A 23,814-nucleotide genomic window follows, 5' to 3' on the forward strand; every position below is an offset into this window, starting at 1 on the left:
ATCTAAAAGAAGAGTCGCATAATGTCATTCCAGGTCACAGCTAGCATCAAGACAACCATGATAACTACACCAGCCATGGTGACATAGGTTTCAATTTCTTGTTTAAGGGGTTTACGGCGGATAGCCTCTAGGATATTGAGCACAATCTTTCCACCATCCAAAGCCGGGATTGGAATCAAATTAAAAATCCCGATATTAATAGAAATCATGGCTAGGAAGTAGAGGACGTTCTCAATTCCATTTTTAGCAGCATCGCTACTTGCCTTAAAAATGGCAACGGGACCGCCGAGTTTGTTCAAATCTGGATGGAAAATCAAGTTTTTCAGAGCTGAAAGGATACGGAGCCCTGAGTCAGCTGCAGTTGTAAATCCACCAACAAACATGGATAGAAAGTCTGACTTGACCCCTGGTTGAACCCCGAGAATGTAACGTCCTTGATTTTCTTCTGGAGTCACAGTGACTTGTTTTTCGCTACCATTTTCAGAAATGGTCACATCCAAGGTCGGGGCGGTCTTGTCCTTGGTATCTGCTTCCACAGCCTGGGTCAAGTCTTGCCAATTCTTAACCTCATGCGAGCCGACCTTGGTGATTTGAGCTGTCTCAGCTACGCCCACCTTAGCCAAAGCGCCCTCTGGCATGACGTGAAAGAGATTGGTCTGAGTATCTCTAACACCGCCCTGCAAAAAGATCAAGATCCAAAAAACAACAACACCTAAGATAAAGTTATTCATAGGACCTGCAAAGTTGGTGATGAGCTTGCCCCAGATAGAAGCATTTTGATACTGTACATCCAAAGGAGCGATGCGCACTTCGGTTCCGTCTTCTTCAACAACCGTTGCATCGTGATCTACTGCAAAAATCTTTTCTTCTTCCAAGACCAACCCCTTGATAAAGAGCTTGTCTTCAAAGTCAAACTGGGTTACCTGCATAGGAAGAGCCGTTTGATCCAGTTTCTTCCCTGAGAGGTTGATCCGTTTGACCTTACCATCATCAGCAAGTGTTAAACTGACCGGAGTTCCTGTCTTAATTTCTGTCGCATCATCACCCCAGCCTGCCATACGAACATAGCCTCCTAGAGGAAGGATTCGAATGGTATAAGCAGTGCCATCCTTACCGATATGGGAAAAAATCTTGGGCCCCATACCAATGGCAAATTCACGAACTAAAATGCCCGATTTCTTGGCAAAATAAAAATGTCCAAACTCATGCACCACCACAATAATCCCAAAAACGAGGATAAAGGTTAGCAATCCAATCATTCAATATTCCTTTCTTTAAAACAGGCCAAATAAGTGCATCATTGGAAACACAATCAGCATGCTGTCAAAGCGATCCAACACACCGCCATGTCCAGGGATAAATTTTCCAGAATCCTTGACACCGAAATGGCGTTTCATGGCACTCTCAATCAAGTCACCAAACTGACCTGCCACACTGAAGAAGGCAGCAAAGAGACTCATTCTATAAATCCCATAAGGAAGAGCAACTGTGCTGTCCACTAACATGAAAATCACTGTTATCAGTACCGCACCTAGAATACCCCCGACAAATCCCTCAATACTCTTATTAGGAGAAACTCTCGGAGCCAACTTATGTTTACCAAAATTCATCCCTGTCAGGTAGGCTGCGCTATCTGTCGCCCAAACGATAAAGAGAGCCAGAAGCACCTTGTCAAAACCTGCCACCCGAGCATCTAGTAAGGCATTGAAGCCAAAACCAACATAAAAGCTCACAGCAATTGGAAAAGCGGCATCTTCAATCGTATAGCTTTTACTGAAAACGGTTGTCCCTAGCATTATGGTAATCAGAACACTATAGGCAACTACATTCCCATCAACAGGCAAAAAAGTTAGGTAATTTTCTAAAGGAACTGTGAGAGCGAAGGTCGCAAAAAGAGTCAAGGCACCCTCAATGGTCATAGTCTTTAGCCCCTTCATGTGCAAGAGTTCATGGACGCCTAGCATTGCTAACAAGCCAATCCCTACCTGCAACAAGAGCCCTCCCGCAAACAAGACTGGAAGGAAAATCGCCAGGGCCAATACCGCAAACAATGTTCTCTTTTGTAAATCCTTGGTCATATCTTCTCCTAAACTCCTCCAAAACGGCGATTGCGATGGTTAAAAGCAGCAATAGCTTCCTGCAAGGCGGCTTCATCAAAATCAGGCCACAAGGTATCCGTAAAGTAAAGCTCACTATAGGCTGCTTGCCATGGCAAGAAATTACTTAAACGCAACTCACCACTCGTACGGATAATCAAATCAGGATCCCGCAAATCCTTTGGCAGGTGCTGCGTGAAAAGATAGTCCCCAATCATATCTTCTGTGATGTCACCAGGGTTGATTTTAGCATCTAGAACATCTTGAGCCAAGCCCTTAAGAGCCTGCGTAATTTCAGCACGGCCACCATAGTTAAGCGCAAAATTGAGAATCAAGCCCGTATTGTTCTTGGTCAATTCCTCTGCTTTTTTCAAAGCTTCAAAAGTCGGCTTAGGCAAACGGTCTGTCTCCCCAATCATCTGAATCTTAACGTTATTTGCATGCAATTCAGGGACATAGTTATCATAAAACTCGACTGGCAAGTTCATGATAAACTTGACTTCTTGATCTGGGCGCGTCCAATTTTCCGTTGAAAAGGCATAAACCGTGATGACCTTGACTCCCATCTTGTTAGCTGCCTTGGTTACCTTTTGAAGGGCTTCCATTCCCGCCTTATGACCAAAAACCCGTGGTTGCATCCGTTTTTTAGCCCAACGGCCATTCCCATCCATGATGATGCCAATATGAGCAGGAACCTGTGTTGGAACCTCGACTTCTACAGCTTTATCTTTCTTAAAAAATCCAAACATGTTCTTATTCCTATTCAAAAATCTATCGTTTCATTATACCATATTTCCCTATTTTCTTCTATTGCTAAGTTATTAGCTCTCCGTACAGACAAAAAATAAGCCGCCTGATTGGGCGACTTAATTTTATAGGGAGATTATTATGAAAAAGTTTTAGGAGTTTAAGTTAAGTTACTCTTAACTTATGAACCTAGTATACCGTCCCTAACTTAAATTTTTCTTAAGTTTTTTGAAAAAGTGAGATTTTTCCATTTTTCTTGCCAATTTTTCTTGGACAAGCGTTCTTGATAGAGCTTCATTCGGTCCTCATTCTCTAAAAAATGAGGAGTTGGGGAAACCTGAAAGTTCAAAATATCCTCTATACCATAGGGGACAAAGAGCTCCAAAGTTGCGTCGGCATGCAAGCGGAGTCCTATCGCCGTACACTGTTCCGGATATTTACTCATGGCATCACAAGAACTCGTGTAAGGCACAGTGTGGGGACTGTGCAGATGCATATAGACCTGATTTTTCAACTCCCAATGATATTGAGGGAAATCTTCTCTCAGCTTTTTCTCTATGGATACTGTTTCCTCATAAGAAATATCTGGATCAAAGAAAATCACATCCACATCCGTCTCACGGTCAAAAGGCGATTTGTCTGACAAGAGATTCCAGATGAAATTTCGGACCGAACCTGCTGCCAACCACGAGTCTTTCAGATCAAGGTCACGAATGATGGTCAAAATGGTCATCATATCCGGATTTTCTCTGAAAGTATCTAGAATTTTTTGTTCATTTTTCACTGTATTCATACCCTAAATGCTCATATGCCTTAGCCGTTGCAACCCGCCCAGAACGAGTTCGCATGATGAAACCTTTCTGAATCAGGTAAGGTTCGTACATATCTTCGACTGTCTCACGCTCCTCGGCAATATTAACAGAAAGAGTTCCTAAACCGACAGGACCACCACCGTACATCTCAATCATGGTGCGAAGGATTTTTTGGTCTACATAGTCCAAACCTTCACGGTCTACATCCAGCATGGTCAAAGCCTTATCCGTAATCACATCATCAATCAAGCCATCCCCCATAATCTGGGCAAAGTCGCGCACGCGCTTGAGGAGACGATTGGCGATACGAGGAGTTCCTCGACTGCGTAAGGCCAACTCCGAAGCTGCCTCATGGGTGATTTCCATCTCAAAAATATCTGCCGTCCGCTCAACAATCTCTGTCAAGTCAGCGTGGGCATAGTATTCCATATGACCCGTAATCCCAAAACGTGCTCGTAGAGGATTAGAAAGCATCCCCGCACGTGTCGTCGCACCAATCAAGGTAAAAGGCGGCAAGTCCAAATGGACACTGCGACTGCCCTCTCCAGCCCCAATCATGATGTCAATGTAAAAGTCCTCCATGGCACTATAAAGTACCTCTTCCACCGACATGGGCAAGCGATGAATCTCGTCAATAAAGAGAACGTCTCCAGGCTCCAAATCATTCAAAATCGCTACCAGATCCCCTGCTTTTTCGATAACAGGACCAGACGTTTGCTTGAGATTGACTCCCAGTTCATTGGCAATAACAAAGGCCATGGTTGTTTTCCCGAGACCTGGAGGACCAAATAAAAGAACATGGTCCAGTGCCTCATCCCGCATTTTGGCAGCCTCGATAAAGATTTGCAGCTGGTCCTTGACCTTATCCTGACCGATATATTCACGTAAATATTGGGGACGGAGGGTACGTTCTACTAACTCCTCATCCCCCATGATCTCATTGTCTAAAATTCTACTCATGGCTCTATTATATCAAAAATCCAAGCCACAAACAAAAAAGCCACCTGATTGGGTGGCTTCTTTAGGGAGATTATTATGAAAAAGAAAAGTTTAGGATTTCATTAAATAAAGTTAGGAGGTCTTTATTTAATGATTATATAATACAAGATAAAACTTAAAACTAACTTAACTTTTTCTCTGATTTATTATTTTTTTAAATTTTTTTCCAAATGAAATTTTCTTTTTCAAGCAACAAAAAAGCCACCTGATTGGGTGGCTTCTTTAGGAGATTATGATGAAAAAGAAAAGTTTGGGATTTCATTAAATAAAGGGTACTCAATGAAAATCGAAATCAGACTAGGCAGATAGACGCAAGCATAACGATAGTTAGCTAAGTCTACTCTAACGAAGGCTGGTGAGATTTTCGAAGAGTATTAGGAGGTCTTTATCTAATAACTATATAATACACGAGGAGACTTAAACTTTACTTAATAAAAAATAATTATTTTTATTTTTTTCGATCTAGCCAAATCATCCCTGTACAATCAAAAGTAGATAAGGTTTTAAAGCCCAAGGAACGATAAAATCCCAAGGTTTTCTCTGTTTGGTCTGTCACCAGTTGAACTTGATAGGCATCTTTGAAATCCCCTAAAGCCTCTTTCATCAAGGCGCCGCCAATCCCTTGACGCTGATAGCTAGGCAAAACAATCAAATCCTGGACAAAAACCGATGAAAAACCATCTCCGACCAAACGAACCAAGCCCACAACAGCATCGCCATCAAGTGCCATATAAATCGCTAATGAGTGAGACAAGGCCTGCTCCAGCATTTGGGGTTGATGTGTATAATTTGTCCATCCAACTGCCTGATAGAGATGCAAAACATCTTCTAACTTGACAACTTCTTGCTTTCTCACGCTAATCATGTCATCACCTCTTAGAGTTCTCTCAAGCTCTTGTACTGCCGTCCATCTTTATCAAAGTTTTCGGGAGCCAGCCATGCTTCCAAACGAGCTTTAACTTGAGGCCAGTCCTTATCAATCATAGAGAGCCAATCCGTATCCCTCGTACGCCCCTTATAAATGACTGCCTGGCGGAAGGTTCCTTCATAGACAAAGCCCAAACGTTCTGCTGCTCGTCTGGATGGCAGATTTAGAGCATCGCATTTCCACTCATAGCGACGATAGTTAAGCTCCTCAAAAACATAGCGAGCTAGGAGATATTGAGCCTCTGTCCCTATACGTGTTCCCCTTAATTCTGGAGAAAAAGTGACGGCACCCACTTCTATTACTCGGTTATTCTGGTCAATACGCATGAGAGAAAAAGTCCCCAAAGCCTTACCAGTTGCCTTGTCTATAATCGCATAGTAAAAACGGTCCTTACGAGCCAACATCTGATTTAAGACGGTAACCAGTTCCTCCATATCTGCCACCGGCTCCTGAAAGAGGTAGGTCCACATCTCCCGAGGAGTATCTGGACCATAAACAGCTAATAAATCCTCCGCATGCTTTTCCACCGAAAGAGCCTCTATCCGAGCGTAGCGCCCTTCTAAGAAATCAATGGAAGGCAATTCTCCTGGAGTATAACCTTCCATTGACTCACCAATCATCTGACCATATTCGTTTACTGGCATCGTTTTCTCCTTGATTCACTTTTCAAACTTTATAATTGCACATAGTATATCATACTTTCATGAAAAAATTCAAAAAATCCTTCAGATTCTACTCTGAAGGATTCATTTCTTATTTAATAACGATATTAACAAGTTTGGTTGGCTTCAATAGTCCAGTGTACTATTGAAGGTGGCAGATAGAGCTAATAAACTCGTTATTTCACAACAATATTAACCAATTTATTTGGTACACTAATCACCTTCACGATTTCCTTGCCGTCAATGTCCGCTTTGACTTTTTCGTCAGCCAGAGCAATTTCTTGCAATTCTTCGCGTGACAGGTCTTTAGCGACCATGAGTTTGGCACGGACTTTTCCTTTGATTTGGATGACGATTTCGATTTCGTCTTCAACCAATTTACTTTCGTCCCAAGTTGGCCAAGCCACGTAAGAGATGGATTCACCTGTTGCTGTAACTGTTTGCCAAAGTTCTTCTGCCAAGTGAGGTGCAAATGGGGCAATCAATTGGATAAAGCCTTTGGCGTAGTCCACATAGAGTTTGTCTTCCTTGTTAGCAGCGTTGACAAAGACCATGAGTTGGGCAATAGCTGTGTTGAATTTCATGGATTCGATTTGCTCAGTTACAGCTTTAACGGTTTCATTGTAAACCTTGTCAAGAGCACCATTGTTTTCCGCAACAATTTCTTTACTTGTGATCAAACGGTAAACACGGTCAAGGAATTTACGGCTTCCTTCCAGACCTTCTTCTGACCAAGCGATGGAAGCATCGAGTGGCCCCATGAACATTTCATAAACACGAAGGGTATCGGCACCATATTGTTCCACCACATCGTCTGGGTTAACAACGTTCTTGAGCGATTTAGACATCTTAGCAGGTGCTTGCTCCAGTTCTTCTCCTGTTTCCACATGGAAGAAAGAACCGTCACGTTTTTCAACCTTGTCAGTCGCTACAAGAGCTCCACGGTGGTCACGGTAGCTTGTTCCCAAAATCATCCCTTGGTTAAAGAGTTTTTGGAATGGTTCTTTAGTTGGAACAACACCGAGGTCATAGAGGAATTTGTGCCAGAAACGAGCGTAAAGCAAGTGAAGAACGGCATGCTCCGCACCACCTACGTAGATATCTACTGGCAACCATTGTTTGAGGAGGTCCTCATCAGCCAATTTCTCAGTATTGTGTGGATCGATATAGCGGAGGTAGTACCAACTTGAACCAGCCCATTGTGGCATGGTGTTGGTTTCACGACGACCTTTAACACCATCTTCACGCGTCACTTCAAGCCAGTCGGTCAAGTTAGCCAATGGGCTTTCCCCAGTACCTGAAGGGCGGATATCCTTGGTGACTGGCAAGACAAGTGGCAATTCACTTTCAGGAACAGCTGTTGAAGTCCCATCTTCCCAATGAATGATTGGGATTGGCTCACCCCAGTAACGTTGACGGCTAAAGAGCCAGTCGCGGAGACGGTAGGTAACCTTCTCTTGACCGCAACCTTTCTCTTCCAACCAAGCCACAATCTTAGCAATAGCGTCTTCTTTGTTCAGTCCATCAAGGAAGTCTGAATTGACATGAAGACCATCTTCTGTGTAGGCAGCGTCTGCTACATTTCCACCTTCAAGCACTTCTACGATTGGAAGGTCAAATTGTTTGGCAAATTCCCAGTCACGTTGGTCGTGGGCAGGAACAGCCATTACCGCACCTGTACCATAGCTAGCAAGAACATAGTCGGCAATCCAGATTGGGATTTCTTTGCCATTGACAGGGTTGATGGCATAAGCGCCCGTCCAAACCCCTGTTTTTTCCTTGGCAAGATCGGTACGAGCCAAGTCAGACTTGAGACTAGTTTGGTGTTTGTAGTCCGCAACTGCATCAGCTTGTTCTGGACTTGTAATCGCATCAACCAAGTCATGCTCAGGAGCCAAGACAGTGAAGGTCGCACCGAAAAGAGTATCAGGACGAGTGGTAAAGACGGTGAATTCCTTGTCAATCCCTTTCACTTTAAAGGTGACATTGGCACCAGTTGATTTCCCAATCCAGTTGCGTTGCATGTCCTTGATAGACTCTGGCCAATCCAACTCATCCAAGTCATTAAGCAAGCGCTCTGCATAGGCCGTGATTTTAAGCATCCATTGACGCATCGGTTTGCGGACAACAGGATAGCCACCACGCTCAGAAGTTCCGTCAGGAAGGACTTCTTCGTTGGCGATAGCTGTTCCCAATTCTTCTACCCAGTTTACTGGTACTTCGGCTTCATAGGCCAAGCCTTTTTCGTAAAGCTTGGTGAAGATCCACTGAGTCCATTTGTAGTAGTTTGGATCTGTTGTGTTGACTTCACGGTCCCAGTCGTAAGAGAATCCAAGCGCATTGATTTGACGTTTGAAGTTGGCAATGTTTTCTGCTGTAAATTCTGCTGGGTCATTCCCCGTATCCATAGCGTATTGCTCAGCTGGCAAACCAAAGGCATCCCAACCCATTGGGTGAAGGACATTGTAACCTTGGGCACGTTTGTAACGGCTAAGGATATCAGTCGCTGTGTAGCCTTCTGGGTGTCCTACGTGCAATCCAGCTCCTGAAGGATATGGGAACATGTCGAGAGCATAAAACTTCGGTTTTGATGCATCTGTTCCTGTCTTAAATGTATGATGTTCTGCCCAGTAGCCCTGCCACTTAGGCTCAATTTCTTTATGATTGTAAAAACTCATGGTCTCTCTCCAATTTTGTGATGTTACTATTATACCATTTTTGGGGGAATTTGAAAGACGAGAAATGTTCTTTTAGACTTGGATAACAAGAAATACTGAGTCGCAAATCCAACTTATTTAACAGGAAAAAAATTAGCTCCTAATCGGAGCTAACTTCTATTGATTATTTGTCTCTTGTAGCTACTTCCCCTAACTTCTTTAACTCATATTTCTCGTTTTAGATTTCTTTAAGGTTTTTATTATATGATGTAGAACTCTGTAATTGAAAACATTAGGTAAACAAACAGAGAATAATGTTCGTAAAAAAGGAGAAAAATTATGAAAAAAACACTATCACTTCTCTATTTCAGCTGGATATTTCTACTTTTGTCAGGATGTTCTTCAACAACAGAAGCTGAAACTAGCATTGAAAATGATACGGATAAGACTTTAGTTGTTTATTCGCCTAACCCTGAAGATCTTATTGAAGAAACAATCCCAGCTTTCGAAGAAAAATATGGTATCAAGGTTGATTTAGTCCAAGCTAGTACTGGTGAATTATTCAAGAAAGCTGAGGCTGAGAAAGAAGCTCCTGTAGCCGATGTCATTTTCGGAGGTTCCTACGCACTCTTCTCTTCTAACGAAAAGCTCTTTGAGCCGTATACTTCCCAAGAAAACGACCACATTATCCCTGAATATCAAAATAAAACCGGATTCTACACCCCTTATACACTTGACGTCAGTGTCATCATTGCCAATTCAGCTCTTACAAAAGACATTAAAATTGAAGGCTACAATGATTTACTCAATCCCAAATTAAAAGGAAAAATCGCTACTGCTGATCCAAGTAATTCTTCTAGTGCCTTTGCTCAATTAACAAACATGCTTGTGGATCAAGGGGGCTATGAAAATGAGCAAGCTTGGACATATGTGAAAAATCTATTTAGCTTAGTAGATGGGAAAATTGCTTCTAGTTCTTCAAATGTCTACAAATCAGTCGCTGACGGAGAAATGGCTGTCGGACTCACCTATGAAGATCCTGCATTGAAACTCTTAAACGATGGCGTTGATGTAAAAGTCATTTATCCAAAAGAAGGAACCGTCTTTTTGCCTGGTAACGCAGCTATTATCAAAAATGCCAAACACATGGAAAACGCTAAAAAATTTATCGATTTCCTTCTTTCTCAAGACATTCAGGATAAACTAGGAACTGAAACAACCATTAGACCCATTCGAAAAAATGCTAAAATCAATAAAAATATGAAAGCAATGACAGAAATCAATATCGCTACTGAAGATTCAGATTATGTCATCCAAAATAAATCAGCTATTCTTAAAAAGTACAATGATATTTTCACTAATATTCAATCGAAACAGTAAAAGAGGTTCACTATGAGTGAGATCAAAATTATTAACGCAAAAAAAATCTACCACGACATTCCTGTCATTGAGAATTTAAACGTTACGATTCCAAAAGGAAGTCTTTTCACCATTCTTGGACCTTCAGGTTGTGGAAAAACGACCCTTCTTCGAATGATTGCAGGCTTCAACAGTATTGAAGGCGGAGAATTTTACTTCGATGATACTAAAATAAATAATATAGAACCCAGCAAACGCAACATCGGCATGGTTTTCCAAAACTACGCTATTTTCCCACATTTGACTGTCCGAGATAATGTTGCTTTTGGTCTTAAACAAAAAAAGGTTCCAAAAGATGAATTAGTTCAACAAACTAATAAATATCTGGAACTAATGCAAATTAATCAATACGCAGATCGAAAGCCCGATAAACTCAGTGGTGGACAACAACAACGTGTCGCCTTAGCACGTGCATTAGCTGTTAATCCAAGTGTTCTCCTCATGGACGAGCCACTTAGTAACCTGGATGCGAAACTTCGCTTAGATATGCGCCAAGTTATTCGAGAAATTCAACACGAAGTGGGAATTACAACTGTATATGTGACCCACGATCAAGAAGAAGCGATGGCTATTTCAGACCAGATTGCCGTTATGAAAGATGGGATCATCCAACAAGTCGGACGACCAAAAGAACTCTATCATAAACCAGCTAATGAGTTTGTGGCAACCTTTATTGGACGCACAAATCTCATCCCAGCCAAACTACAAAAAAAGAGCGACAGTGCTTATATCGTCTTCTCAGATGGCTATGCCCTCCCTATGCCAGCTCTTGATCAAGCTAAGGAACAAGCTGTTCTTGTGAGTATCCGTCCCGAAGAGTTTATCAAAGATGAATCTGGAGATATTGAAGGAATCATTTCCGATAGTGTTTATCTTGGACTCACCACTGAATATTTTGTAGAGACTGCATTTTCTTCAAAAATACAGGTCAGCGAAGAATCAACTTTTGAAGAAGATCTTCAAAAAGGGGATCGAATTCGTCTACGAATCAATACTCAAAAGTTAAATGTCTTTTCTGCAGATGGTTCCCAAAATCTTATTACAGGAGTTGGCTATGAAAGGTAAAAAACTAAATATTTGGACAGCCTCCTCATTCTTCATCTTTCTTACCTATCTTATTTTTCTTGTTTATCCAATTATTATTGTACTCAAGCAAGCACTCATACATGAAGGTCAATTCTCACTCGCTAATTTTGAAGATTTCTTTAGTAAATCCTATTACTCTGAGACACTAGTAAACAGTTTTAACGTCTCCATTACTTCTACTGTAACTTCCCTAGTTTTAGGGACTTTATTAGCTTACCTCTTTTCTATATATGACTTCAAAGGAAAGAAATTTTTACAGATATTGATTATCATAGCATCCATGTCAGCTCCCTTTGTAGGTGCCTATTCTTGGATTCTACTTCTTGGTAGAAACGGAGTTATTACAAAATTTCTAACCAACACACTCCATTTGCCTGCTTTTGATATTTATGGCTTCAAAGGAATTGTACTTGTGTTTACACTTCAGCTATTCCCATTAGTTTTTCTATACGTGGCTGGAGCAATGAAAAGGATTGACCATTCCCTTCTTGAAGCCGCTGAAAGTATGGGGGTAATCGGATTCAAACGTATGGTAACAGTTGTTTTGCCTCTTTTAGTTCCAACTTTACTTGCTGCTACGCTACTTGTATTTATGAGAGCATTCTCCGACTTCGGAACTCCTATGTTAATTGGTGAAGGATATCGGACTTTCCCTGTTTTAATTTATAATCAATTCATTAGTGAGGTTGGCGGAAATTCTGCATTTGCATCTGCTTTAGCAATCATGGCGATTATCATTGCTTTAACAATCTTCCTCATCCAAAAATATATTTCAAATCGCTATAGTTTCAGCATGAATTCGCTCCATCCAATTGAGCCGAAAAAAACTACAAAAGGAAAAATGGCTGCTATTTATGCAACAGTCTACGGAATTATCTTGTTCTCTGTTCTACCTCAAGTCTACTTGATTTATACCTCTTTCCTAAAAACATCAGGTATGGTATTTGTCAAAGGCTATTCTCTAAATAGTTACAAAATTGCCTTCAATCGTATGGGATCTGCTATTTTTAATACGATTCGCATTCCTTTGATTGCTTTAATTCTTGTTGTTTTATTTGCAACGGTTATCTCCTACCTAGCTGTTAGAAAACGAAATTTGTTTACAAACTTAATTGATAGCCTTAGTATGGTACCTTATATTGTGCCAGGAACTGTTCTAGGTATTGCCTTCATTTCTTCATTCAATACTGGTCTTTTTGGAAGCGGATTTCTGATGATTACAGGAACAGCCTTTATATTGATTATCTCCTTATCTGTCCGAAGACTCCCTTATACAATCCGCTCATCTGTTGCTAGCTTGCAACAAATAACACCTAGCATTGAAGAAGCCGCTGAGAGTTTAGGAAGTAGCCGTCTCAATACTTTCAGTAAAATCACTGTTCCAATGATGTTACCCGGTATTATTTCTGGATCTATTCTATCATGGGTAACAATGATTTCAGAACTCTCTACTTCTATCCTGCTATATAATTCCAAAACAAAAACTATGACCGTAGCAATCTATACAGAGGTTCTCAGAGGAAATTATGGTGTAGCCGCAGCTTTATCCACGATTTTATCTATCCTAACAGTCGCTTCCTTACTATTATTCATGAAAATCTCTAAAAGCAATAACATTACACTCTAATTTTTCCCTATCAAAAACAGCCGAAAGGATGATCCTAGGCTGTTTTTCTAATCTCTTATCACAATACATGACCCGAAGTTCTGATGAACGTATTTACTGATTAAATAGAATTTTCTTCCATCTTCTCACGTCCCAGTTCCCGATAGCTACGGTCACCGACGATTTCAACAGTAAACTGACCGTTCTCGTATTCTAGAATGGTCACACTACCATTATCTAGACCATGCGGATGCATGCCATTAATGAGATAAACCATCGTACCAATGGTCATCCCGTGGCTAACAACCAAGGCATTGCCACCACCTTGTTCTTCCATTTCTTTGGCAATCGTTTCAAAACCTTCTCTAATTCGGCCACTAAGTTTTTCCCAACCTTCAGCCCAACCAGCAGTATCAACCTCTACCAAACCTTCAGCTAGCTCTGCATAGGATAACTGATGAACATGATCCACCTTGAAAACACGAGGAATGACCCCCATAAAGAGGTCTCCATCATAGGCCCCATCAAAACTACCAAAGCACCACTCACGGATTCGCTTATCCATGCGGTAAGGGATTTTCCCTTGTAAACCCAGTTCTTCTAGGATAATTCCCATGGTCTGAATGGTACGCCCTGAATCACTGGAATAAGCTCGGTCAAACTGCAAACCAGACTCTCTCAAGCCAATTCCCAACTCATGAATTCCCAACTCACCTTCTGCAGTTAGAGGCGTATCACTCCATCCTTGAGCACGTCCAATCGTGTTAAACATGGTTTTCCCATGACGGACTAAGTACAATCTTACTTTAGACATTTTCTATCCTCCATTTTCTTCTATTATATCATGGATCAAAGAAATATTTGGCTTTCAAAAGCAAAGCTCCTTCTCCTAATTTTGCCACAAGAAAAGCTACCCTCACGGTAGCTTCCCTAGGAGATTATTATGAAAAAGTTTAGGATTTCTATTAAATAAAGTTAGGAGGTCTTTATTTAATGATTATAGTATACACAGTCATCCTTAAACTCAACTTAAATCCTCTCACTTTTTTATTAATTTTTAAAACTATGGATTGGAGCTGGGATTTGGCCACCACGAGAGATGAAATCAACAGACGAAGCTCCGTTGACCTTCATAACTGGAGCTGTTCCTAGCAAACCACCAAACTCAATCATATCGCCTTCTTTGCCCTTTGGAATAATACGAACAGCCGTTGTTTTCATGTTAATCACACCAATGGCCGCCTCATCCGCAATCATAGCTGCAATGGTTTCAGCAGGCGTATCTTCTGGAATGGCAATCATATCCAGCCCAACAGAACAGATAGCCGTCATGGCTTCTAGTTTCTCTAAATTCAGAGAGCCATTTTGCACCGCAGCAATCATTCCCTCATCTTCAGAGACAGGGATAAAAGCCCCTGACAAGCCACCAACCTGGTTACAAGCCATGACTCCGCCCTTCTTAACTTGGTCATTCAAAAGAGCAAGGGCAGCCGTCGTCCCATGCGTACCAACTGTTTCTAGGCCCATTTCCTCAAGGACACGAGCCACAGAATCGCCAACTGCAGGAGTTGGTGCCAAGCTTAGGTCTACAATCCCAAAGTCAACTCCAAGTCTCTCACTAGCCATCTGACCAACTAATTGACCGATACGAGTAATCTTGAAGGCCGTTTTCTTGACTGTTTCCGCTACTACATCAAAGCTCTGTCCACGAACCTTTTCCAAGGCACGCTTGACCACACCAGGACCCGAAACCCCGACATTGATGATAACATCTGCTTCCCCAACACCATGGAAAGCCCCTGCCATAAAAGGATTGTCCTCAACAGCATTAGCAAATACGACCAACTTGGCCGCACCCATATCTGATAAGTTCGCTGTTTCCTTGATGATACGTCCCATATCTGCAACTGCAGTCATGTTGATGCCTGACTTAGTTGAGCCAATGTTAACAGACGAACAAACCTTGTCGGTCTCAGCTAGAGCGCGTGGGATAGAATTGACGAGAATCTCATCTCCTTTTTGGTAGCCTTTTTGTACCAAGGCAGAGAATCCACCAATAAAGTCAACACCAATCTCCTTGGCAGCCTTATCAAGAGCCTTTGCCAAAACAAGATAGTCTGTCGCATCAGTCGCAGCACCAATTAAAGAAATCGGAGTCACCGATACCCGTTTATTAACAATAGGAATCCCAAGTTCTGCAGCAATTTCATCTCCTACAGCCACTAGATTTGCAGCTTTAGTGGTAATTTTTTGGTAAATCTTTTCAGCAGCATGATTGATATCTGGATCAATACAGTCCAAAAGGGAAATCCCCATGGTGATGGTTCTGATATCGAAGTTCTGCTCCTCGATCATGGCAATGGTTTCTGTAACTTGTCTAATATCCATAGCCACCTCCTAGATATTATACATAGCGTCAAAAATCGCCGCACTTTGAATATTGATTTTGACATTCAAGGTCTGACCGAAAGTTTCAAACTCATTTCGTAGATAAGTGAAATCCTGTTTTTCGTCACTAGAAACGACCGCCATCATAGTAAAGTATTCATCTAACACCGTCTGAGAAATATCGTCAATATTCAAACCCAACTCTGCAATCTTAGTAGACACGCCAGCAACAATCCCAGACTTGTCCTTACCAACCACTGTAATAATAGCCTTCATCCTTATACCCCATTTCTATGATTTTTAGAAAACCTGAACGTTTTTGATTTTCTTTTTTCCTAGTATAGCATATTTCCATAGAAAATACTAAAAAACGCCTGCTTACGAAATTGTTCTTAAGAAAAAAACAATTTCGTAAACAAGCGTCTACCCTATCAAATGATGATGAGTGTTCCCGCTAGGACCGAAGTCCCAGCGGTAGACCAGAGCTAGACTAAGAGCACAAGACTCCATCATCATAACACTCAACAAAATTGATGATTTTATACTAATTCGATGATCGCCATTGGCGCAGCATCACCACGACGTGGTTCAGTTTTAAGGATACGAGTGTATCCACCGTTACGTTCAGCATAACGAGGTGCGATTTCTGAGAACAATTTTTGAAGTGCTGTAGTAGAAGTGTACTTATCAGTTGCTTCATCATAGTTTTCAGATGCGATTTCATTACGTACGAAAGCAGCTGCTTGACGACGTGCATGCAAATCACCACGTTTACCTAGAGTAATCATTTTTTCAACAGTTTTACGGATTTCTTTAGCACGAGCTTCAGTTGTCACGATTGATTCGTTGATCAAAAGGTCAGTTGTCAAATCGCGAAGCATTGCTTTACGTTGTGAGCTAGTGCGTCCTAGTTTACGGTAAGCCATGTATTCCTCCTTTATTTATCTTTTAATCCAAGACCCAAGTCAATGAGTTTGAGTTTCACTTCTTCCAAACTCTTGCGTCCAAGATTTCGTACTTTCATCATCTCTGCTTCAGATTTTTCTGTCAAATCATGCACAGTGTTGATACCGGCACGTTTCAAACAGTTGTATGAACGCACAGACAAGTCCAGTTCCTCAATCGTACGATCCAAAATACGATCGTCAGATTCAGTATCAGCTTCTTTCATCACTTCAGTTGACTTAGCAATCTCAGTAAGATTTGTAAACAAATCAAGATGTTCTGTCAAGATACGTGCTGAAAGCCCTAAAGCATCTTCTGGAATAATTGTTCCATTAGTCAAGATTTCAAGGGTTAATTTGTCAAATCCATCATTGCTACCTACACGAGCAGGTTCAACTTGATAGTTGACTTTTGTAACTGGTGTATAAATAGAATCTACAGCAAGTGTTCCAACTGGTGCATTATCTTTTTTGTTTTCATCAGCAGGTACATATCCACGACCACTGTTAACAGTCATTGTCGCTTTTAGAGAAGAACCTTCACCGATTGTAAAGAGATAATGATCTGGATTTACAATCTCAATATCACTGTCAGTCAAAATGTCTCCAGCTGTAATTTCAGCGGGACCTTCAACGTCAAGTTCAATGATTTTTTCGTCTTCAACGTATGATTTCACTGCAATCCCTTTAATGTTCAGAATGATTTGCATCACGTCTTCACGAACACCTGGGACTGTGTCGAACTCATGCAAGACACCTTCAATGTTGATAGATGTCACTGCTGCTCCTGGTAGAGAAGCTAGTAGTACACGACGAAGAGAGTTACCAAGAGTTGTACCGTAACCACGTTCAAGTGGTTCGATTACAAACTTGCCATAATCTTTATTTTCATCAATTTTTGTTATATTTGGTTTTTCAAACTCAATCATTTAGTTACTCCCTCTTAAACGAAAAGCAGTGTAATGCGATGATTATACACGGCGACGTTTTGGAGGACGAGCACCATTGTGTGGCACTGGAGTCACATCACGAATTGCTGTTACTTCAAGACCAGCGGCAGCAAGCGCACGAATAGCTGACTCACGACCAGAACCTGGACCTTTTACAGTAACTTCAACTGATTTAAGACCGTGTTCTTGTGCAGATTTAGCAGCAGCTTCAGAAGCCATTTGAGCAGCGAATGGTGTAGATTTACGAGAACCTTTGAAACCAAGAGCACCAGCTGATGACCAAGCAATTGCATTACCATGCACATCAGTAATCATAACAATAGTGTTATTAAATGTAGCGTGAATATGAGCAATACCAGATTCGATATTCTTTTTCACACGACGTTTACGTGTTGGTTTAGCCAAGACTTTTACCTCCTATATTATTTTTTCTTACCAGCGATCGCAACAGCTTTACCTTTACGAGTGCGAGCGTTGTTTTTAGTGTTTTGTCCACGGACAGGAAGTCCACGACGGTGACGAATACCACGGTAAGAACCGATTTCCATCAAACGTTTGATGTTCAAGTTTACTTCACGACGAAGGTCACCTTCAACTTTGATTGCATCCACTTCACGACGGATAGCATCTTCTTGATCTGATGTAAGGTCACGTACACGAACATCTTCTGAGATTCCAGCAGCAGCCAAAATTTTCTTAGATGTTGCAAGTCCGATACCATAAACGTAAGTCAATGAGATTACTACGCGTTTGTCATTTGGAATGTCAACTCCAGCAATACGAGCCATGTTTTCTCCTTTCTATCTTATCCTTGACGTTGTTTGTGTTTTGGATTTGCTGGGCAAATTACCATAACACGACCATTACGACGAATTACTTTACAGTATTCGCAAATTGGTTTGACCGATGGTCTTACTTTCATTTCTTATCCCTCCAAGTTTTTCGATTATTTAAAGCGGTAAGTGATACGTCCACGTGTCAAGTCATATGGACTCATCTCGACAGTAACACGATCTCCCGCTAAAATACGAATATAGTTTTTACGAATTTTACCAGAAACTGTTGCTAAAATCTGATGTCCATTTTCAAGTTCAACCGTAAACATTGCGTTAGGCATTGTATCGACTACTTTGCCTTCAACTTCAATCACATCGTCTTTTGCCACGCAAAAGCACCTCCATAAATTTCGATTCGATGCCTCTGAAAACAGAGACAACAATTATAAGTCAGACTATCTCAGTATAACATTTGTAGCGATTTTTTGCAAGTGTGAAAAACGCTTTATTTCAAATTTGTCAATACTTTTTCGATGTCTTTGAACACATCATTGATATCTTGATTTCCTTCGATATCGTGGACCAATCCTTTGGCACGGTAGTGAGCAATGATTGGTTCACCTTGGGCGATATTCACATCCAAACGACGCTTCACTGTCTCGGGTTTGTCATCTTCACGTTGGTAATAATCTTCTTCCTTATAATCAACTGGTGGGTTGAAAACTTTGTGGAAGGTTTCACCTGTTTCGCGGTGGATGATACGGCCACTCAAACGTTCCAAGAGACAATCTGGGTTCACTTCGATATTGATCACACCTTCTAGTTCGATACCAAGTTCAGCCAATGTTTTGTCCAAGGCATGAGCTTGTTCAATCGTACGTGGGTAACCATCCAACAAGAAACCTGTTTCTTTGATGTCGTTCTGAGAAAGGCGTTCTTTAACAATTCCATTTGTAACTTCATCCGGAACCAACTCACCTTTGTCAATATATGACTTCGCAAGTACACCCATTTCAGTTTGATTTGCCATAGCAGCACGGAACATATCTCCAGTTGAAATGTGTGCCACGTGGAATTGCTCCACAATTTTTGCTGCTTGCGTTCCCTTACCTGCTCCAGGTAAGCCCATAATCAAAAGATTCATGATAGGATCTCCTTATTTTGTATTTAAATAGAAGCAGAAATTTGTTTCAACCCCTATTTAAAAACAAAATAGAAGAGGGGAGACGAAAATCTCTCTGATAGATAGATCTTCATACTCCACTCTCTAAGCAAAAGTAATTTTGCTTTTATTCTGTTTTATCCATGAAACCAACATACTTACGTTTCAATAGGTAACCTTCTAGCTGTTTGATTCCTTCAATACCTGTTGAGATAATGATCAAAAGACTAGTTCCCCCAAAAGCAACAGCTTCTGAAAGACCAAAGACATCTTTTGCCACAATCGGCAAGATTGAAATCACACCTAGGAAGATCGATCCGACAGTCGCAAGGCGACGAAGAAGTTTCGACATGAACTCTTCAGTACCCTTACCAGGACGGACACCATGAATGTAGGCTCCACTCTTTTGTAAGTTTTCTGCTGCTTTCTCTGGATTGATCTGTACAAATGTATAGAAGAATGTAAAGAGAATGATCAACAAGGCATACATGGCAACACCTGTCGGAGATGTTGTAGATAACATTTCCTGTGCTGTACGTACCCAAGCCCAATCATGACCTGTAGCACTCAAAAACTGAAGAATGGCTGCAGGTGCTGCTGTAATGGAACTTGCAAAGATAACTGGGATAACCCCCGCTGGGTTTACCTTCAATGGAAGGTATGAGCTTGATGGGGCTCCTTGAGCAACTTTTGTATATTGGATTGGAATTTTATATTCTGCCTGTTGAACATAGGTTGTAAAGTATACAATCAACAAGACAGCGATAATCAAAATAACGACAAAGATAATAGATGAAGTCAAACGGCTACTTGGAATATTGACGAAGTAGTCAACATAGATTCCTTTAATCATCTCAGGGATTGAAGCGACAATACCTGCAAAGATGATCATAGAAACACCGTTTCCGTATCCCTTATCTGTAATTTGTTCCCCGAGCCAAGTTACAATCATACTACCTGCTGTGAGGATAATACCAATAGTAACAAAAACTTGTGGAGTTAACGCTGTCGTTAATAATTTTGCTCCAGATAGAGTATTAAATCCTGCTGTAATCCCGATAGATTGAACAAATGCAAGTACAAGTGCAATATAACGAGTAGCCTGATTTAGTTTTCTCCGTCCTACTTCCCCTTGTTTGCCCCATTCTACAAACTTCGGTAAAATATCCATTTGTAGCAATTGAACAACGATGGAAGCAGTGATATACGGACTTACTCCGAGTGCGAAAACGGAGAAGTTCTTCATGGCATTCCCTGAAACAAGACTAAGCATGTTCAAGAAAGATAAACCACTGAGAGCTTCTAAACTTTTTGCATTCACACCTGGAACAGTGATACTTGTCCCAATACGGAAAACAAGAATGATAAAAATTGTAAAGAGAATTTTTGATCGAACTTGTTTAACCTTGAGCGCTTCTTTTAGTAATTTAAAAAACATGGGTCACCTCTCTTAGATGACTTCTACAGAACCACCTTTAGCAGTGATAGCTTCCTCAGCTGATTTAGAGAATTTAGCTGCTTTCACAGTCAATTTCTTAGTCAACTCACCGTTACCAAGAATTTTAACTCCTGATTTTTCAGCTTTCACAATTCCTGCTTCGATAAGCACAACTGGAGTTACTTCTGCACCGTCTTCAAAGACGTTCAATTGGTCAAGGTTTACAATTGCGTATTCTTTAGCGTTGATGTTAGTGAATCCACGTTTTGGAAGACGACGGAACAATGGAGTTTGTCCACCTTCAAAACCAAGGCGAACTCCGCCACCGCTACGAGCTTTTTGACCTTTTTGACCGCGACCAGATGTTTTACCGTTACCTGATGAAGTACCACGACCAACACGGTTACGTACTTTACGAGAACCTTCTGCAGGTTTCAATTCATGAAGTTTCATTATTATTTTCTCCTCTTTTGTAAAATGCTAGCGCCGATAAGAGAGAAAAGGTTGTCTCCCTTATCAACTCGCCTATACATGGTCATCTTAGATGACTATACCTAGTTTTAGGGGATGAGTATTGCCACATCCCCTAAAAATTCATTAGTTTACTTCTTCAACTGTTACCAAGTGAGATACTGCAGTGATCATACCACGGATAGCAGCGTTGTCTTCTTTGATAACAGAGCTGTTCAATTTGCCAAGTCCAAGTGCTACAACAGTTTTACGTTGTGATGGAATGCGTCCGATTGGAGACTTAGTCAAAGTAATTTTAATTTGAGCCATTTTATCCCCTTTCTTATGCCAAATCAGAAACTGAGATACCACGAAGGGCAGCAACTTCTTCAGCGCGTTTCAATTGTTTCAAACCTTCAACAGTTGCGCGAACAATGTTGATTGGAGTGTTAGAGCCAAGTGATTTAGATGTAATATCTGCCACACCTGCCAATTCCACAACGGCACGAACTGCACCACCAGCGGCAACTCCAGAACCTTCTACAGCAGGTTTCAACAATACTTTAGCTCCACCGAATTCTGAAAGAACTTCGTGTGGGATTGTTGTTCCAACCATAGGAACTTCAATCAAGTTTTTCTTAGCATCTTCTACTGCTTTGCGGATTGCTTCTGGAACTTCTTGAGCTTTACCAGTACCAAATCCTACGCGACCGTTGTGGTCACCAACAACAACAAGAGCTGCGAAACGAAGACGACGTCCACCTTTAACAACTTTCGTAACACGGTTGACAGCAACTACGCGTTCTTCTAATTCAACTGCATTGTCTTTAAATGCCATTTTCTAGTGTCCTCCTATTAGAATTTCAATCCGTTTTCACGAGCTGCATCAGCCAAAGCTTTCACACGTCCGTGATATAGATATCCACCGCGGTCGAACACCACTTCTGAAATACCTTTAGCGTTTGCACGTTCTGCAACGAGTTTACCGACAGCAACGGCTTGTTCAGTTTTAGTTCCTTTTGAAACTTCTTTGTCAAGAGTTGAAGCACTTGCGAGCGTTACACCCGCTACGTCATCAATCACTTGAGCGTAGATGCCTGTATTAGAACGAAATACGTTCAAACGTGGGCGATCAGCAGTTCCAGAGAGTTTTCCGCGAACGCGACGGTGGCGTTTTTGGCGGAGTTTGTTTTTATCTGGTTTAGAAATCACAGTTTTCACCTCTTTAGTTTTAAATCGTGTGCTATGCACTAAGTTGGAAAATAGGTTGGTGGTTAAAAATCAACCACTCAACATTATTTACCTGTTTTACCTTCTTTACGGCGAACGAATTCACCAACGTAACGGATACCTTTACCTTTATATGGTTCTGGTGAACGAAGGCTACGTACGTAAGCAGCCGTTTGACCAACTACTTCTTTTGAAATTCCGCTAACAACGATTGTTGTTGGGTTTGGAAGTTCAAAAGTAATTCCTTCTGGAGCTTCAACTTCGTCTGGATGAGATTTACCAACAGCCAAAACAAGTTTAGATCCTTGAAGTTGTGCACGGTAACCAACCCCGCGCATTTCAAGTTCTTTCTTGAATCCTTCTGATACACCAACAACCATGTTGTTCAAAAGGGCACGAGTAGTTCCGTGGATTGTTTTCATTTCTTTTGAATCGTTTGGACGGTGAAGAGTTACTTCAGTACCTTCCACACGAATTTCAATATCTTTTGAGAACTCACGAGTAAGTTCTCCTTTAGGTCCTTTTACAGTTACAACGTTGTCATTGTTAGTGATTTCAACACCAGCAGGCAACACGATAACTTTATTACCAATACGTGACATGTTTATTTTCTCCTGTTAAATTGTCAGGCCAGAATGGCCAGTTTTCACGGGGGGCATTCGGATTAGAGCAAACCTAGTTTCTTTCGAAAAGCTTTGACAAACTCCTGATATTCTGTCAATACATCAATAGCCGCAGGACTATAACCAATTTCACATAAAAGAGATACAAGGTCATCTTTTGACAATTCAGCCAAAGCGTCTTCTGCAACAATAAGTTTTTCATTCAATTCAGTAGCTTTCATCTTTTTCTCCTAAACTAATTTACTCTCTATTTGGCTGATCAGTAAATCAGCTAAATTGAACACGAGCTATGGTCTGTGTGAAAAAGACAAATCTTCCTAGAGTGTTAACACTCTTTGTCAGATTTCCTATTATCACATTGCCCATGACGCTCTTTGTATCTTGATTTTACCAAACGTAAGCGATAACTTCTCCACCAACGTTCTTTTGGCGAGCTTCTTTATCAGTAAGCAAACCTTCAGAAGTTGAAAGGATAGCAATTCCAAGTCCGTTAAGAACTTTTGGAAGATCTTCACGTTTTTTGTAGACACGAAGTCCTGGTTTAGAAACACGTTTCAAGTTAGTGATAACTTTTTCACCGTTTGGTCCGTATTTAAGGAATACACGGATGATGCCTTGTTTGTCATCTTCGATGATTTCTACGTTCTTAACAAAACCTTCGTGTTTAAGGATTTCAGCAATCCCTTTTTTGATGTTTGATGCAGGCACTTCAAGTACTTCGTGTTTCGCTTGGTTAGCGTTACGAATACGAGTTAGGAAGTCTGCGATTGGGTCAGTCATAACCATTTTGTTTTTCTCCTCTTACTAGTAGTTTGCAAGTTGCACTTGCTAGTTAATGATT

Annotated in this window: 29 protein-coding genes; 3 read left to right on the forward strand and 26 right to left on the reverse strand. The window is 41.1% G+C overall.

What is annotated here, in order from left to right; genetic code table 11:
- Positions 1-2: 2 nt before the first annotated feature.
- The 8 genes from rseP to leuS form a co-directional block, all read right to left on the reverse strand.
- Positions 3-1,259 (reverse strand): RIP metalloprotease RseP, encoded by a 1,257-nt coding sequence (rseP, locus tag GMD5S_RS0200880; RefSeq protein ID WP_000579737.1) that lies wholly within the window; start codon positions 1,257-1,259, stop codon positions 3-5.
- A 15-nt stretch (positions 1,260-1,274) separates the two neighbouring features.
- Positions 1,275-2,078: a phosphatidate cytidylyltransferase gene (locus GMD5S_RS0200885; protein WP_000159122.1), complete on the reverse strand. Its 804-nt coding sequence runs from the start codon at positions 2,076-2,078 to the stop codon at positions 1,275-1,277.
- Positions 2,079-2,086: 8 nt separating this feature from the next.
- On the reverse strand, positions 2,087-2,845 hold the full coding sequence (locus GMD5S_RS0200890; protein ID WP_000466705.1) for an isoprenyl transferase: 759 nt from the start codon (positions 2,843-2,845) through the stop codon (positions 2,087-2,089).
- Positions 2,846-3,051: 206 nt separating this feature from the next.
- The gene (locus GMD5S_RS0200895; protein ID WP_001098879.1) at positions 3,052-3,636 is read right to left on the reverse strand and encodes a nucleotidyltransferase family protein; all 585 of its coding nucleotides are present in this window, start codon (positions 3,634-3,636) and stop codon (positions 3,052-3,054) included.
- A complete protein-coding gene (gene ruvB / locus GMD5S_RS0200900; protein ID WP_016893669.1) occupies positions 3,617-4,615 on the reverse strand; it encodes a Holliday junction branch migration DNA helicase RuvB in 999 nt (332 codons plus the stop codon). The genes GMD5S_RS0200895 and ruvB overlap by 20 nt, the downstream gene beginning before the upstream one ends.
- A gap of 487 nt (positions 4,616-5,102) precedes the next feature.
- Positions 5,103-5,519, reverse strand: coding sequence for a GNAT family N-acetyltransferase (locus tag GMD5S_RS0200905; RefSeq protein ID WP_000626622.1), 417 nt, complete (start codon positions 5,517-5,519; stop codon positions 5,103-5,105).
- A gap of 11 nt (positions 5,520-5,530) precedes the next feature.
- A complete protein-coding gene (locus GMD5S_RS0200910; RefSeq protein ID WP_001144921.1) occupies positions 5,531-6,226 on the reverse strand; it encodes a GNAT family N-acetyltransferase in 696 nt (231 codons plus the stop codon).
- Positions 6,227-6,420: 194 nt separating this feature from the next.
- Positions 6,421-8,922 (reverse strand): leucine--tRNA ligase, encoded by a 2,502-nt coding sequence (gene leuS / locus GMD5S_RS0200915; RefSeq protein WP_000011730.1) that lies wholly within the window; start codon positions 8,920-8,922, stop codon positions 6,421-6,423.
- A 318-nt stretch (positions 8,923-9,240) separates the two neighbouring features.
- Between leuS and GMD5S_RS0200920 the strand changes: the two genes are divergently transcribed.
- From GMD5S_RS0200920 to GMD5S_RS0200930, 3 genes are read left to right on the forward strand one after another with little or no spacing between them, the layout of a single operon-like run.
- Entirely contained in the window at positions 9,241-10,281 is a 1,041-nt protein-coding gene (locus GMD5S_RS0200920; RefSeq protein ID WP_000753272.1) for an ABC transporter substrate-binding protein, read from the forward strand.
- 12 nt (positions 10,282-10,293) lie between these two features.
- Positions 10,294-11,385 (forward strand): ABC transporter ATP-binding protein, encoded by a 1,092-nt coding sequence (locus GMD5S_RS0200925; RefSeq protein WP_001289677.1) that lies wholly within the window; start codon positions 10,294-10,296, stop codon positions 11,383-11,385.
- On the forward strand, positions 11,375-13,033 hold the full coding sequence (locus GMD5S_RS0200930; protein ID WP_000676642.1) for an ABC transporter permease: 1,659 nt from the start codon (positions 11,375-11,377) through the stop codon (positions 13,031-13,033). The genes GMD5S_RS0200925 and GMD5S_RS0200930 overlap by 11 nt, the downstream gene beginning before the upstream one ends.
- A gap of 100 nt (positions 13,034-13,133) precedes the next feature.
- Here the strand turns inward: GMD5S_RS0200930 and GMD5S_RS0200935 are convergent, their stop codons facing one another.
- The 18 genes from GMD5S_RS0200935 to rpsH form a co-directional block, all read right to left on the reverse strand.
- Entirely contained in the window at positions 13,134-13,826 is a 693-nt protein-coding gene (locus GMD5S_RS0200935; protein ID WP_000049290.1) for a histidine phosphatase family protein, read from the reverse strand.
- 236 nt (positions 13,827-14,062) lie between these two features.
- Positions 14,063-15,400, reverse strand: a complete 1,338-nt coding sequence (locus GMD5S_RS0200940) for a PFL family protein (RefSeq protein ID WP_000354885.1) — start codon at positions 15,398-15,400, stop codon at positions 14,063-14,065.
- A gap of 9 nt (positions 15,401-15,409) precedes the next feature.
- Entirely contained in the window at positions 15,410-15,676 is a 267-nt protein-coding gene (locus GMD5S_RS0200945) for an ACT domain-containing protein (protein WP_000644133.1), read from the reverse strand.
- Between the two features lie 263 nt (positions 15,677-15,939).
- Positions 15,940-16,326 carry a 50S ribosomal protein L17 gene (gene rplQ / locus GMD5S_RS0200950; protein WP_000331493.1) on the reverse strand — a complete coding sequence of 129 codons (387 nt, stop codon included), beginning with the start codon at positions 16,324-16,326 and terminating at the stop codon, positions 15,940-15,942.
- Positions 16,327-16,337: 11 nt separating this feature from the next.
- A complete protein-coding gene (locus GMD5S_RS0200955) occupies positions 16,338-17,273 on the reverse strand; it encodes a DNA-directed RNA polymerase subunit alpha (protein WP_000568993.1) in 936 nt (311 codons plus the stop codon).
- Positions 17,274-17,315: 42 nt separating this feature from the next.
- Complete coding sequence (gene rpsK / locus GMD5S_RS0200960) at positions 17,316-17,699, reverse strand: 30S ribosomal protein S11 (protein WP_001118385.1); 384 nt, start codon at positions 17,697-17,699, stop codon at positions 17,316-17,318.
- 17 nt (positions 17,700-17,716) lie between these two features.
- A complete protein-coding gene (gene rpsM / locus GMD5S_RS0200965) occupies positions 17,717-18,082 on the reverse strand; it encodes a 30S ribosomal protein S13 (RefSeq protein WP_000090781.1) in 366 nt (121 codons plus the stop codon).
- Positions 18,083-18,099: 17 nt separating this feature from the next.
- A complete protein-coding gene (gene rpmJ / locus GMD5S_RS10135; RefSeq protein ID WP_001808836.1) occupies positions 18,100-18,216 on the reverse strand; it encodes a 50S ribosomal protein L36 in 117 nt (38 codons plus the stop codon).
- Positions 18,217-18,240: 24 nt separating this feature from the next.
- Complete coding sequence (gene infA / locus GMD5S_RS0200970) at positions 18,241-18,459, reverse strand: translation initiation factor IF-1 (protein WP_001029883.1); 219 nt, start codon at positions 18,457-18,459, stop codon at positions 18,241-18,243.
- A gap of 116 nt (positions 18,460-18,575) precedes the next feature.
- Positions 18,576-19,214, reverse strand: a complete 639-nt coding sequence (locus GMD5S_RS0200975; RefSeq protein WP_001050447.1) for an adenylate kinase — start codon at positions 19,212-19,214, stop codon at positions 18,576-18,578.
- Between the two features lie 145 nt (positions 19,215-19,359).
- Entirely contained in the window at positions 19,360-20,670 is a 1,311-nt protein-coding gene (secY, locus tag GMD5S_RS0200980) for a preprotein translocase subunit SecY (protein WP_000465387.1), read from the reverse strand.
- 12 nt (positions 20,671-20,682) lie between these two features.
- The gene (rplO, locus tag GMD5S_RS0200985) at positions 20,683-21,123 is read right to left on the reverse strand and encodes a 50S ribosomal protein L15 (RefSeq protein WP_000766089.1); all 441 of its coding nucleotides are present in this window, start codon (positions 21,121-21,123) and stop codon (positions 20,683-20,685) included.
- Between the two features lie 144 nt (positions 21,124-21,267).
- Positions 21,268-21,450, reverse strand: a complete 183-nt coding sequence (gene rpmD, locus GMD5S_RS0200990) for a 50S ribosomal protein L30 (protein WP_000057241.1) — start codon at positions 21,448-21,450, stop codon at positions 21,268-21,270.
- Positions 21,451-21,463: 13 nt separating this feature from the next.
- Positions 21,464-21,958 (reverse strand): 30S ribosomal protein S5, encoded by a 495-nt coding sequence (rpsE, locus tag GMD5S_RS0200995; protein WP_000874204.1) that lies wholly within the window; start codon positions 21,956-21,958, stop codon positions 21,464-21,466.
- Between the two features lie 17 nt (positions 21,959-21,975).
- The gene (rplR, locus tag GMD5S_RS0201000; protein ID WP_000624044.1) at positions 21,976-22,332 is read right to left on the reverse strand and encodes a 50S ribosomal protein L18; all 357 of its coding nucleotides are present in this window, start codon (positions 22,330-22,332) and stop codon (positions 21,976-21,978) included.
- 83 nt (positions 22,333-22,415) lie between these two features.
- Complete coding sequence (gene rplF, locus GMD5S_RS0201005) at positions 22,416-22,952, reverse strand: 50S ribosomal protein L6 (RefSeq protein ID WP_000086626.1); 537 nt, start codon at positions 22,950-22,952, stop codon at positions 22,416-22,418.
- 62 nt (positions 22,953-23,014) lie between these two features.
- On the reverse strand, positions 23,015-23,194 hold the full coding sequence (locus GMD5S_RS0201010) for a hypothetical protein (RefSeq protein WP_000648250.1): 180 nt from the start codon (positions 23,192-23,194) through the stop codon (positions 23,015-23,017).
- Positions 23,195-23,360: 166 nt separating this feature from the next.
- Positions 23,361-23,759: a 30S ribosomal protein S8 gene (rpsH, locus tag GMD5S_RS0201015; RefSeq protein WP_000245502.1), complete on the reverse strand. Its 399-nt coding sequence runs from the start codon at positions 23,757-23,759 to the stop codon at positions 23,361-23,363.
- Positions 23,760-23,814 lie beyond the last annotated feature (55 nt).

Source organism: Streptococcus sp. GMD5S (genome assembly GCF_000298715.2).
In the GTDB taxonomy this organism is placed as follows: domain Bacteria; phylum Bacillota; class Bacilli; order Lactobacillales; family Streptococcaceae; genus Streptococcus.